The following is a 12,456-nucleotide window of genomic DNA, read 5'->3' on the forward strand; positions in this document are numbered from 1 at the left end:
CGATCACCGCATCAACCGCCGGCCGCGAGCCGCAGCGGTCTCCCCTGCTGGCTCCAGCTCACCTCCAATCCCCGTCGCAGTTCCTCGTCGGTCACGTTCAGGTAGCGCTGCGTCTGCTGGATGCTCGCGTGGCCGAGCATCAGCTGGATGATCCGGATGTCGACGCCATCGGCCAGCAACCGACACGCGCCCTCGTGCCTGAGGTCGTGCCAGCGCAGGTCGATGCGCTGGAGCTGCTCCCGGTTCCAGTCCGCACCAGTGCGGCCGGGCTTCGGGTCGTAGCCATACGCCAGCAGCTTCAGCGTCTCCCAGGCGGTCTGGATGTTGGGCTGGTAGCTGCCCTCCTCGGCACCGAAGACGAACGCGTCGGGGCCGAGCGTCCCGCGACGCTGCAGGATGGCAGCGAGCCGCCCCTCAGGGTTGAAGGGCACGCGTCGGTTCTCCTTGTCCTTGGTCGTCTCCCCCGGGATGCCGATCTGACAGGTCTCCCAGTTGACGCGGCGGTTCTGGATGAGCAGCATCTCGCCGCGCCGGCACACGAGCTCGAGCGCGCCGATGATGCGGTCGTGCAGCAGCGGCCCGGCGAACCGGTGCTCGCCAACGTTCATCCGCTGCAGCGCGGTGTCGAGCAGTTGCTTCTCTTCGTCCCTGGTCAGCCGGCGATCGCGTGAGGTCTCCAGCTTCTTGTTCATGCGAACGCCGAACCGGTGGAACGGCGACTTCCGGAACAGCGGCGGTGTTTGCGCCATGCCCCAGTTCATCGCACCGCGCAGGAGCTCGAGAGCGCGGTGGACGGTGGCGATCTCAACCTGCTCGGCATAGTCCGAGTCGGCCTTGAAGCCGTTGATGTCGTCCGGCTCCTCGAGCGCGTCGAGCGGCAGGTCGCCGAGGTAGCGCTTCAGCACCACCACGCGGCTCTGCACCGACGGCAGACTGCGCAGTCCCGCGGGCTTCACGCAGCGCTCCATGTACGCGTCCAGGAACGCCGACACCGTCGTCGGCGCGGCGTCGGTGTTCGAGCGCGCACGCCTCGGACGGCGCGGATCGCGGCCTGCCTCGATTTCGCCGATGAAGCGCCGCTCCCACGCGCGGGCCTCCTCCATCGTCTCGATCGGCCGCTGTCGGTCCGCGGGCATCCGCGGGATGGCGAACTCATTGGCCGCCACGCGGTAGCGCGTGCCGCCGTGCATCACGTCGAACCACAGGTGTTCCAGGCAGCGCTTGGGATGCGAGCAACTGCCCCTGCATCGTCGCAGGATGGCCATGGGTCTCTCCTTGTCTTGTCAGATCGGCTTGGTTGGGGCGCCTCGACGCAACCAGTCGAGGACATCGTCTGGATGGAACCTCCTTCCCCTGACGCCGAAGCGCTGCGAACGCAGCAGCCCGCGCCAGTAGGCGCGACGGACGGTCTCCTCGTGGCAGCCGATGAACGCGGCGACCTCGAAGGCGGTCAGCAGGCGCCCGGGCAGGCCCGATCGCGATGCTTGTTCCGTTGGGAGGGCCGGTTCGCCGAACCGGCCGTCAGCAAAGTCCTGATTGTCGACCCGAATCGCTTCCGTGTGGATGTGCTGGCGCATGACGTTCCTCCTGAACTCCCCTGCTCGGCCGCACCGAGCGTCGACGCGCTGCACGCGAGGTGCAGCGCCGGTGGATGGAGAGCGAGCCGGGAGGCTCCGCGCGTCGGCGACGGCCGTGGGGCCATGCACCGAGCGCGGCCGGCTCGGAGGTCCGCTCACAAGAGCGCGCTTCGCGGGCCTGCGGGCGGAGGTGCTGCTGCCCGCGCACGGCCACGACGCGGCACGTGCAGCGGTTCAGCTGAAGCGACTGGCCGCGCGGGCCCTCTGCCGGGCGCGGCGCTTCGTTCAGGTCGAGTGACGATAGTCAGAGACGGTAGTGAGCTGACGACGGCCGGCGCCTGGCGCAGACCGATCCTGTCGCTCGTTGCTTACCGGTTGAGGCCACGAATTGCCTCGCGTAGCCTCGGGTGGTGTCCCGCCGGCAGCGTGAGCCGCTCTGGTGTCTTGGGGTGCGCGAGTTCGGACGCGATGCGCGAGGAACTCAACGAGATGTCCGCGTGGGTGATGTACCGGCGCGGAGGGTGGCGACTGGTCGCCACGTGTCGGATTGGACGAAGCCACGCCTCGTGGGGTTCGGTGTCAAGGCCCACGATGACAACAATCGCCGGGCGGGCTGTGGAGCGCGGTCCCCGCCAAGGGCACCTGATGACAAGCTATATGTCGATGCGGAAGTAGTCGCGATGGCGAGACGGATCAGGCGGCTCTCGAAGAGCTGATCACGTCTCTCACCGGACTGTGGCAAGCAAGAGTCCCCCTTGCCGCCTGCACGGACTCGCGGCGGGCTCAGGACGTTGTCAGCGCGAGGACACGCTGTACGTTCGCCGGTGGCGCACCACCGTGTCTGGACGCTTGACACGGACCTCTATGGTCCTTGGCTTGGAGACCGTTTCCAAGGAGGATCCGGGCATGGCATAGGCGAGCCGGTAGTACTGTCGGCTATCGCGAATCATGCCGGCCAGCCCAGCTGACAGCTCGTTACGCTCGTCGACCAGAGTGCCCCCTGTGGCGTCCGCGACCTGTCGCAGGAGGCCGAATCGCTTCAGCACCATCGCATCGCCTGCAGTTCTCCCAAGAACAGAGGACGCCATTGCGACGTCAAAGTCGTTGCTGCCCTTGACCTCTGGCATCGGCGCTTCGAGTCCTCGAGGATCGACGCAGTACACCGCCACGTTTGCCAAGGATGCATCGCCCATCGTCCGGCGATAGTCGTCCAATAGGGCCTGCTCCTCGGGCGGCGGGCGCCCTTCCGGGCTCACTGGGCCCAGTGAGCCGCCTTCACTGATCACGAGGACGGTGCGACGCTCCGCCGCCTGCCCATGGGCCACAAAGACGCGGCTGACCTTGCTGATGACTTCGAGCAGAACTCGCGAGGTCTCGTTCTGCGTGAAGCTTACTGATCCGGCGCCCTTCAACCCCCGCATTCGGCGAACCAAGGAGAGAGCAGACCTGCGGTCCACACTGAGCTGCTGGACGAGCTCGAACGGGCTCGTGTTCAAGATCGCCAGGCGGTCGTGTTCACCGAGTGCGTTGATGAGACTGGTGGCCAGATCGATGGATGCCTTGGTCCGACTCCCACCAATCTGAAGGTCATCGAGGATCAACACGAAGTCCCGCCGCTGCTGAGGACCACGAACGGCTTCAAGGTTGACGAACTCGAACGCCACCAGTGGCTGCGGCGTGCCGTTGTCGAGCACTTCGACATCGTCACGAGAGAGGTCAGCGACCGTGATGCCTTTGTGCGTGACGATCGCCGACACTTCAATCAGGGTCGTCGACGTCCGAAAGGTCGGTGATTGTCCGTCCTGTGCGCGCGACGCAAGGAGCTGCATCAGTGACGCAGTGACGAAGGCAAGGGCGATGGCGGCCCGAATGCTTCCCATTGGGACGACTCTCTCTTGTGTCGCCTACGCAATCACCCGGGGCGCGGGTGGGCGGCGGCCGATGCGCAACTCCCCGATGCGCATTCTTGCACTCAAGGCAACGCCGCGCCGGTTCGCAGACAGAGCCAAGGCTCGCGGTGCAGAGGTCGACAGCATCGATTGGAACGGGACCTCCTTCTATAACGTATTGGCGGGCCAAACCGAACGTCCCGTCATACCTGCGACCACCTTCAAACGACCGTCCGTCTGAGGCCAGTAAGCCGCGTTACCGCTTGTCTTTGCAACCCGCACCCACCACACGAATTGAAGGCATGTTGCAGCCCCGGCGCAACGGCTCGGTGTCTCCTTGCGTCGAGGTGCTACGATCGCGCCCACTTCGTGCAAGCGCGTTCTCAATGGATGAGTTGCACCATGCAATCGCCAGCTATCGCAATCGGAGCACTTACCCTTGCCGCCGTTCACGTCCTGGCGCAGGACGTGACCCCAACCGTCGACTCGTCTGCCGTGCGCCCCGTTATCTCTGTAAAGGCATCGCCGAGCCTTGCGTACGTGCCCGCCAGGATTCTGGCCCATGCTGAGTTGAGGGGCGGAGCCGTCGACTACGAGCCCTTCTATTGTCCGACCGTCGTATGGGACTGGGGCGACGGCACGACATCCGAGAACGTGGCGGACTGCGAGCCGTATGTGCCTCGCACGAGCAAGATTCGACGCCACTACAGCATCGTGCATACCTATTCGCTCGGCGGCCGCTTCGAAGTTCGATTCACGATGATGCGAGGCGACCGCGTGGTGGGCAGTGGGGCGCGATCCGTTGTGATTCGTCCGCCCCTGCGGATGTTCGTAGAGACTCCACGATGACCGCAGTACAGCTCGTCCTCCCGGAGGGGTCCAGCGCAGCGGGATGGAGAGCGAGTCGGGAGGCACAGCGTGTTGGTGGCGTGCCCAAGGCCTCAAGCTTCGCTTCGCATATCGCGTGTTCCCGAGCGGCGGCACAGTGCTGATCAGCGCGGTCTGCGGTCAGCGCCGGCGCTCGAGATCGGAAGCCGGTCCAGGAACTGCCGAGCGCTCACGATCTCGACTCCGTCAGCGATCTTCAAGTCGAGCAGATGACGGTCACCGGTGACGATGATGGCCGCGTCGCCCGAAAGCGCGGCGTCGATGAACTTGTCGTCATCAGGATCCTCCGGCACCCACCCAGACCTGCCCCGCGCGGGCACGTACTCGGCACCGGCACTCAATCGACCGATGACGCCAGTCACTTCGGCGACCGAACGCTTGAACTTGCCGGTCAGCTTGTTGCGGAGTTCCGAGACGGTCGCTTCGGTGAAAACCAGCACGACAAGGCCAGCGTCAGCAGCCAGAAGGCAGTGGTGCGGAGCTCCTCGCCAGAAGAGCCCGGAGATCAAGATGTTCGTGTCGAAGACCGTCCTCATGTCTCGAGGCGCTACTCGTGCAGGATGTCGTCTACCAGCCGTTCCCGCTCATCGTCGGACAGTCGAGCCCAATCGACCCCGCGTTCCTTGGCGAGTTCGACGATGCCCGGCTCGAAGGTGTCCACGATTCGTTCGAGGGCCGACGCCCCGGCAATCAGTCGCAGGACGGCCTCGCGCCTTCCCTCCGGCGACAGACGTTCCAGGCTGTCCAGAATCTGCTTCTCGCTGACTTCGATCTGAGGCACGTCACGTTCCCTTCGCCACGCCGGAATCGCCCCAGCGTGGCACCCGCGGCGCACACCGGTCAAGTTGAACGGCGTGCGCCGATGCTGGTGGGACGGTCCGACAAGTGCCACATCGTCCTGGAAGCGTCCGGGCGCGGGTCAAGGCCGCGAAGCGCCGAACGAAGTGAGGGCAGCCTTGAGGCGCGCCTGACGCTCCCGGACACTGCACGTCAGAGCGTCGTCTGCGGGCACAGGCTGGGCACGCTTGTGCAGGACGCGGCGATGTGGTTCAGGGCTCCACTGCGGCTCACGGGGCTGTGACCGTCGGACACGTCCGACGGCTACGGCGATCGGCTGCGGCGAGGGAGACGTGAACGACCCCTTGGGCCGCGGCGCGGACCGAGAACGCGGGTGGCAATTGGGGTCGTTCACGTCTCCAATACCTGCATTGACTGCCCCGGCGGTTGGCGCGGGCGGCAGAGAACGCCGCCCGGTGTCCGACGCGGCGTGGCGTGCGGCAAGTCGTTGCGCCAGTGTCGTTTGCGATGGGCGCCTGGCACTCGTGGCTCACAGGACCATGCGCCGGTCGCGAGACGGCCAGGGGGCCCAGGCCAGGGGTCGAGGACGGCGGCGGCTGTCTTCCCCTCTGGCTTCCCCCCTCTCAACCCCCTCGGGAGGCCGGCGGACCCCTTGGCGGTCGCGGTCGACCAGGGGTGAGAGATGGCCGTACGCCTGCGAGAGGACGAACGAGTCCACTCGCATATCTCCGCGCTCCCAGCCGCCAGCAAGCCGCGTCGCGTCCGCTCCAGTGAAGAGCTGTTCGAGCTCCTCGTGGATCGCATCGAGGTACGTGCCGTACACGTCCGGCCAATCGCGCTTCACGGCAATCCGCAGCGTCCAGCGAGGCGCCGTGAGCAGGGCCGGCACACAGGCTCGCAGCGCCGTGCGGAAGCGGTCTGGCCACGGGTCGTGCGCGACGTAGAGCACGACGATGCGCCCGTCCTCGTCGAGGCCGATTGGGCAGGCGTCGGGCAGTGCTGCCGTCGGCGACAGGCCGAGCGCCTCGGCCTTTTCCGCGGCCGAATCCAGCCAGGTCAGGTGCGGTGCCGCGAGCACGGCGTCGAGCCGCATCAGCCGCTCCAGCGCGATGCTCGGTGACACGACGCGGCGATACCGACTGCGCTCCTCGCCGATGGCGTCGTAGAGGGCACGGGCGTGCAGCCGATAGAGCTGCGCCCGGTTGTGCAGACACGGGATGCGCAGGGCGTCGCCACGCGCCACGAGGCGCGCGAAGAACCCGTTGCACTTCGCGCCCTGCACCGTGCCGGCGAAGCTCGCGTATTGGCGCGGCACGCACACGCCGGAGTGCCGCAAGACGAACGTCAGGAACCGCGCCTGGCGCACCGTGAAGCCTCGCGCGGCGATGGCCCTGACTCGCGCCTCGTTCGCGCCCAGGGGAGTCAACGGAGCACCTCCTCCGCCAGTCCGCCAGCCCGCCCTCCCCCACCCCGACGACTCCCGCCACCACCGCTCAAGGTGAGGCTGCCTGTGCGGTAGGTCGAGAACCCGGCACGCGCCACGCTGGCCGCGTGGGCGCCGCGGTAGTGCGGCGTCACGACCTCGATATCCTCGCGCCCCCACCGCCCGTCCGGTTCCTGGTACTCGACGCGGACGTCGGGGAAATGGACCTCGTTGTCGAAGAACGGCAGGTCGTGGTCGGCGGCCCAGGCTCGCACCTCCTCGAGCGTCCGCTCGCCGTGGCCGTCCATGTCGTCGCTTGCATCGTCGCGCCCGTGCCGCCAGCGCTGGTACTCGCTCTTCAGCTCGTGGTCGAGCACCACCCGCTCGATGCGGGCGCCACGGTCCTCGAGCCGCGATGCGGCCTCGCGATACGCCTTGTGGACGTGCAGGTCGTGCTCGCGTTCGCGCGGACGGACCAGCCCCGCGTGAAACGCCTGCCGATGCTCCGGCCGCTCGTCACGGTAGCGCTCGAGCACCTCCTGCCCGGCCTTCGTGAGACCCACCGCGTGGTCGCGCGACCCGGGCACGCGCGCGCTCTCGATGAGCCCCTGGTCGCGCAGGTGCCGCAGGTCGCCTGCGCGCGGGTCGGTGGCGCCACCGCGATGGTCCTGGAGGTCGCCACTCGAGACCACCCGAAAGGCCCCGACGGTGGCGAGTGTGCGCACCTCCGACCCTCGCAGCGTGTACGTGCGGTCGTCGCAGCGCACCTGCTCGCGCTCGGGGCCGCGCGGCAGCGCGACATGGCGCGTAAACACGTCCTGCCGCCCATCGTCCCGCCCGTCCTCGCGATCGCGGTCGGCCCACCGCGCATAGTCGCGGCTGGTGTCGTCTTGCGCATCCGCGTTCTGTCGGTCGTTGCCCGGGCCGCGGCCCAGGCTGCGCGCATCGTCGCTGTCGCGCCCGCGGGAATCGTCATCGTAGTCTCTCGGATCGAAGCGCATGGAGTGCCCCTTTCACGGCGCGCCCGACCGTCATGTGTCACCACGAATCGTGGTGACAAATTGGTGACAATCGTGCGCGGTTTCGAGTAGCCGGCAGTTGCCGCGATTCTCGAAAACCCCAATGAAAACGGGCCTGGGCTGGATGGGGTGGCGTGGGGTGGAGTCGCGGAATCTGACTCATAACCCAAAGGTCGCGGGTTCAAATCCCGCCCCCGCAACCACTTTCATCGGCACGCAAAGGTCGCCTGTTTCCGGCGACCTTTTTGCGTTCTGGGCGGCAGTCAGCATCGCAGCCAGATTCCCCTTCAGCTCGATCCCCAGCTGGCCGTCCCTCGGGGTCACGACAATCGATTCAACGAGCCCGCGCAGGCTTTCGGACGCTTCCAGTCGCGTGTCCTCGCGTTGGAGCGCCGCAGCCAACTCCTCCACTTTCGACCTGTAGAGGTCGGCCATGCTCGGGTGAAGGAGCGGCGGCGGCTCGTCGGCCACTGCGAGCTGGGCCAAGAGTGTGTTCTTCCGCTCCTGGAGACTGTCGTTGCGCGCCTTCAGCTCTGGCGTCCGATAGCCCTCGACGATGGCGTCGACGACCTTCTCGATCTCGCGCTTCACTCGCTCCAGTTCGCGCTTCGCGCCGCTGAGGCTGGCGCGCTGCTCCATCCGCAGCCGGTTCATCTCCTTCGCGAACTCGCGGCAGAACTCCTCGAAGAAGTCCTGGCGCAGCAGCTTCTCCTGCAGCGCCGCCAGCACACGCGCCTCGACCTCCTGACGCGGGATCGTCAGCGTGTTCGTGCACGTGCCGCGCTCGCGCGTGCCGAAGCAGCCAAGGCGATCGCGGTAGTAAACGACGAAACCAGCGCCGCAGACGCCGCACTTCGTCATCCCGGTGAACAGATACTTGGGCCGGACGAACTGCCGGAAGCGCTTGCCCGATTCGGCGCTCCTCCACTTCTTCTGCACCGCCGCGTAGCGCGCTTGCACCGCCTGCCACTGCTCGTCGTCCACGATGCGCAGCGCGGGCACCTGGCTGATCACCCACTCGGATTCCGGATTGGGTCGCGACACGCGCTTGCCGCTGTCGGGATCCTTCAGGTAGCGCAGCTTGTTCCAGACCAGACGGCCGATGTACAGCTCGTTGTGCAGGATGCCGGTGCCTCGCTTCGGGTTCCCGTAGATCGTGCTTGGCCCCCATAGCGCGCCACGCGGGCCGCGCAGGCCTTCCCGATTCAGGTCTTTCGCGATCTGCTTCGGCGAGATGCCGGCGATGTAGTCCTTGAAGATGCGGCGGATGATGTCGGCTTCTTCGGGCACGACCTCGCGCTCGCCGGTCGAGACGACACCGTCCTTGAACGTACGGACGATGCGGTAGCCGAAGCAGAGGCCGCCGCCGGCCTTGCCGAGCTCGACGCGACCGCGCAGTCCCCGCCGCGTCTTGTCCGCCAGCTCCTTCAGGAACATCGCGTTCATCGTCCCCTTCAGGCCGATGTGGAGGAACGTGATGTCGCCCTCGGCGAGCGTGACGATGCCGACGCCGGCGAAGGTCAGGCGCTTGAAGAGGCCGGCGGTGTCTTCCTGGTCGCGGCTGAAGCGATCGAGCGCCTCGGCCAGTACAACGTCCACTTTGCCGCGCAGGGCCTCGGCCATCATGGCCTGGAAGCCCGGCCGCATCAGCGTGGCGCCGGAAATGGCGTGGTCCGAGTACTCCCCCGCGATGATCCAGCCTTGCTTGCGCGCGAACTCGCGGCAGATGCGGAACTGGTCCTCGATGGAGGCTTCGCGCTGGTTCTCTGACGAGTACCGGGCGTAAATGGCGACCTTCATTCGCGGCCCTCTTCGGTCGACTGATCGGCGTCGCGGCTCGTGGCGCGCTGGAACACCTCACGCGCGGCCTGCCTGGCGAGCAAGCGCGCCAGCGCGCGAAGGGATTCGTCGACGTGCGCGCCGGACTCCGATGATACGCGGCGGCTACGCACGAACGTCTTGCGTTCACGCACCGGCCCCCAAGAACGAGATCGATTCCGTCCTCGCATGATGCCCCCGGCGAAGAGCTGCAACGGTTGAACGTTGGGAACCACTCGGGGCGTGCCGCACGGCCTTCTGGCCGATGTCCGCCTTGATGGGCGGTGCGGCGTTTCGACTGGCGAATGCGGCGCCTGTTGTCGGCACGGCATCGGCCGTCGAGCCCGAGAGGACCGTTGCAGCCCGCGGAGCGTGGTGCGCGGTACGGTCCGGAGACGGCGCGTTCATTGCGGCCGTCGAGGACTGGCGCGCGGGTGGTGACCACGCGCGCGCCGATGGTCCTGGTGGCACCAGCGGCGGCCTGGACGCGCCGTCCGCATTAAGTGCCGTTGTCGCTCTCGATGTCCCGGTCTATCGCTCGGCTGCCTGCACCGCCAGCGCTGTGGGCGATGGCGGCGTCTGGTCGCCTTTAACGGCAGTGCCGGCTGGTCGGATGCCCTGAGAGCAATCACGACGAGCTGGGCGACAGCCAAGTAAGTCGATACCGGAACTTGCGGGGTGCCTGATTCCGTGGCCGCTGAGGCGACGGGACTCAGGATTGCCTCCAAGGGCCTGGGACCGATGGAGGGGTGGCGCGGGAGCGCCACGGGAGTAGTAGACAGGCTACGCCCGGCAACGGGGTCTGTCAATCGGTCGGCGCGCCCCGTATGCAGGATGCTCACCTACGGTGACGTGGCGAAGACGCCGACGCTCAGGGCTGATAGCCAGGATCCCCGGCGATCGTGTCGACAGCGTGAGCCATCGCTCGCGTTAGCCTGTAGGGGAACAGCAGAGACAGGTAGGGAATCAGCTCTCGGTGCTTCCAAAGCGCATCCGGTAGAACCGCGGGGTCGAGCTTCCGCGCTTCCTTCAATAGCGCCGACCAACTTTGGGGCTGCCCCGCAAACCATGTCTTCATCTGACCCTGATCGTCGTCGTGCGCCAAGTATCGGTCTGGTTCGGACGGCTGGAACTCGACAAACTCGACGTGCGTGATGTCTGACCACATGAGCACGAGATGCTGCCGCCACAGACGCCGCGCCAGCCAATCGATTCCAACGTGCAGCATGTATGAGCGCCCGTCAAACTCCTCCCCGTCGAGGTCGCTGTCCGCGCCCATCTGATGCAGGAGCACCTGCTCAAGGTCGTGATAAGGATCGGCGAGCGCCCCTCTTGAGTGCCGTTGGTTCACGGTGGCAAGAGTGCGAACCAAGGACAACATCATGCCCTCGCTCCGCTGGACTTCGCCTAGCTGTCCAAGCGCAGAGGCGGTCATGAAGAAGGCTGGGACGCCGCTTTCACCCAGCACCTTGATGTGCCGCGCCTCCCTGGTCAGCACTGTCCGTACATGCTCGGATGTGGCGGAAGCCAGGTCACCGAGCGTTCTCTCGGAAAGCAGGTAAGCACCAAGAAACCCGCATACGAGCAGCGCACGAGACGGGTACACGAGGCCATCCGCCATATCGGGGACGACGAGGTCTCTAGCGTCCGCGGCCTCTTTCGCCAACGCTGCCAATGAGGTGCGAGCGCCCTCGAAGGCAAGGTCGTACGACGGCAGCCACAGTTTCGAATCCAGCTTCCGAACGACCGCGAACCTCAGAATGCATGCGCAGGCAGTCAGCCAAGCCTGCGCGACCGCCATGTAGTTCTCGGATCGGGTCCAGCTTGCCGCGCCGTAGGCCGTCAACAGCGTGACGCTGGCGATGGCACGTCGACACTCAGGAATGGATGCGGTCTCTGGTGGAAATGGCAGGACTGCGCTCAGGTAACGCGAAAGCACCCGAACTGGGAATAGCGATGTCGCCTCGCTGTAGTACAGCTCCAACAACGTTCGGATCTCTGGGAGCGCCTGAGGCAGATACTTCCCGTGAGCCGTGACGAATCGTGACACCAACTGCTCACGCTCGATCGGTTCCACGGGCGGCCAGCCAGACGGAATATTCGCCGCATTGAACTTCTCGACCCGATCACGGACCGGCGGCGTCAAGGTGGCATTCGTGACTAGGAACACACGGTCGGCACGGCGAACTGGCGTGACAGCTGGGTGTGTGATCGCGGTACCAGCGAGCGCGAAGAGCTGACCCTGGATCTTCTCGAAGTCCTCGAGCCGGATCATGTCAGGGCCCTTGAGTTGATACGCGTGCAACTCGCCGTTCGGAGCAAAGGTCAGAATGTCCTTCCCATGCTCAAACGGATGGTGAACCGGGCCCTGTAGCACGCGGTGGTCTTCCGCGGCTAGCAGTTGGGCGAACGCCAGTTCATAGCCTCGCTCACCTGCGCTAGTCAGCCAATTTTCGACGAGCCTCTCGAACACGCCATTCCTCGCGTTTGGTGGACAGAATTTGCTCGTACTCTCTCTGGAAAGTGGGGTCCTTCTCCCACTCCTTTGCCTTCGGGACGACCGTGGCTGCCGTATCCGGATGCATCACCCACATGAAGCCTGGTTTCGGCATCAGCGTCTCCGGATCGAAGTCCATGTCTACCTTGCGGAAGACTTCAAGGAGATGCTCGGCGGTCATGCTGCCGCCGGAGTGCACGACGTTGCCCACCGAGTCAGCAGCCTCGCCGGCGACCTCCAGCATCCGCCTCGTCTGGGCTTGACCAATCCGTGTCGCGAGGTCGGTCAGCTTCCGCTGAATGGCGGCCAGATCGAATCGCTTCATCTCCTCGCGGTCAAGCGAGAACTCAAACGATTCCGCCCGGTACTCGATCTCTCCCTCGGAACGATCCACCCGGATCAGCTTGCTGGAGCGACCTTCGTGCTGGCGAGCCGTGGCGACACCCTGAATCAATGGCGTCAATGCAGGCACCTGCTGCTGCACCCATCGAAGCAGGTCTCGGTTCGCCTTCGCTTTTGCCTTCGTGAAGTCTGGAAACATGTCGGC

At 65.9% G+C, this 12,456-nt stretch carries 11 protein-coding genes; all 11 read right to left on the reverse strand.

Features of this window, described 5'->3' with window-relative positions; all coding sequences use genetic code 11:
- Window positions 1–11: 11 nt before the first annotated feature.
- The 11 genes from Q0C41_RS03090 to Q0C41_RS03140 all read right to left on the reverse strand — a co-directional run bounded on the left by Q0C41_RS03090 (window position 12) and on the right by Q0C41_RS03140 (window position 12,450).
- On the reverse strand, window positions 12–1,265 hold the full coding sequence (locus tag Q0C41_RS03090; protein ID WP_291980984.1) for a site-specific integrase: 1,254 nt from the start codon (window positions 1,263–1,265) through the stop codon (window positions 12–14).
- Between the two features lie 18 nt (window positions 1,266–1,283).
- Window positions 1,284–1,577, reverse strand: coding sequence for a helix-turn-helix domain-containing protein (locus Q0C41_RS03095; protein WP_291980985.1), 294 nt, complete (start codon window positions 1,575–1,577; stop codon window positions 1,284–1,286).
- A 794-nt stretch (window positions 1,578–2,371) separates the two neighbouring features.
- On the reverse strand, window positions 2,372–3,457 hold the full coding sequence (locus Q0C41_RS03100) for a VWA domain-containing protein (RefSeq protein ID WP_291980986.1): 1,086 nt from the start codon (window positions 3,455–3,457) through the stop codon (window positions 2,372–2,374).
- Window positions 3,458–4,458: 1,001 nt separating this feature from the next.
- Window positions 4,459–4,890, reverse strand: coding sequence for a putative toxin-antitoxin system toxin component, PIN family (locus Q0C41_RS03105; protein ID WP_291980987.1), 432 nt, complete (start codon window positions 4,888–4,890; stop codon window positions 4,459–4,461).
- Between the two features lie 11 nt (window positions 4,891–4,901).
- The gene (locus Q0C41_RS03110) at window positions 4,902–5,135 is read right to left on the reverse strand and encodes a hypothetical protein (protein WP_291980988.1); all 234 of its coding nucleotides are present in this window, start codon (window positions 5,133–5,135) and stop codon (window positions 4,902–4,904) included.
- Window positions 5,136–5,681: 546 nt separating this feature from the next.
- On the reverse strand, window positions 5,682–6,578 hold the full coding sequence (locus Q0C41_RS03115) for a hypothetical protein (RefSeq protein WP_291980989.1): 897 nt from the start codon (window positions 6,576–6,578) through the stop codon (window positions 5,682–5,684).
- Window positions 6,575–7,576, reverse strand: coding sequence for a hypothetical protein (locus tag Q0C41_RS03120; RefSeq protein ID WP_291980990.1), 1,002 nt, complete (start codon window positions 7,574–7,576; stop codon window positions 6,575–6,577). The genes Q0C41_RS03115 and Q0C41_RS03120 overlap by 4 nt, the downstream gene beginning before the upstream one ends.
- 177 nt (window positions 7,577–7,753) lie before the next feature.
- Window positions 7,754–9,394 carry a recombinase family protein gene (locus tag Q0C41_RS03125; RefSeq protein ID WP_291980991.1) on the reverse strand — a complete coding sequence of 547 codons (1,641 nt, stop codon included), beginning with the start codon at window positions 9,392–9,394 and terminating at the stop codon, window positions 7,754–7,756.
- Complete coding sequence (locus Q0C41_RS03130; RefSeq protein ID WP_291980992.1) at window positions 9,391–9,567, reverse strand: hypothetical protein; 177 nt, start codon at window positions 9,565–9,567, stop codon at window positions 9,391–9,393. Before Q0C41_RS03130 ends, Q0C41_RS03125 begins: the two co-directional genes overlap by 4 nt.
- Window positions 9,568–10,283: 716 nt before the next feature.
- Window positions 10,284–11,885 (reverse strand): hypothetical protein, encoded by a 1,602-nt coding sequence (locus tag Q0C41_RS03135; RefSeq protein ID WP_291980993.1) that lies wholly within the window; start codon window positions 11,883–11,885, stop codon window positions 10,284–10,286.
- Complete coding sequence (locus tag Q0C41_RS03140; protein ID WP_291980994.1) at window positions 11,851–12,450, reverse strand: hypothetical protein; 600 nt, start codon at window positions 12,448–12,450, stop codon at window positions 11,851–11,853. Before Q0C41_RS03140 ends, Q0C41_RS03135 begins: the two co-directional genes overlap by 35 nt.
- Between the last annotated feature and the right edge of the window lie 6 nt (window positions 12,451–12,456).

It is taken from the genome of Luteitalea sp. (genome assembly GCF_022842525.1).
Lineage (GTDB): Bacteria > Acidobacteriota > Vicinamibacteria > Vicinamibacterales > Vicinamibacteraceae > Luteitalea.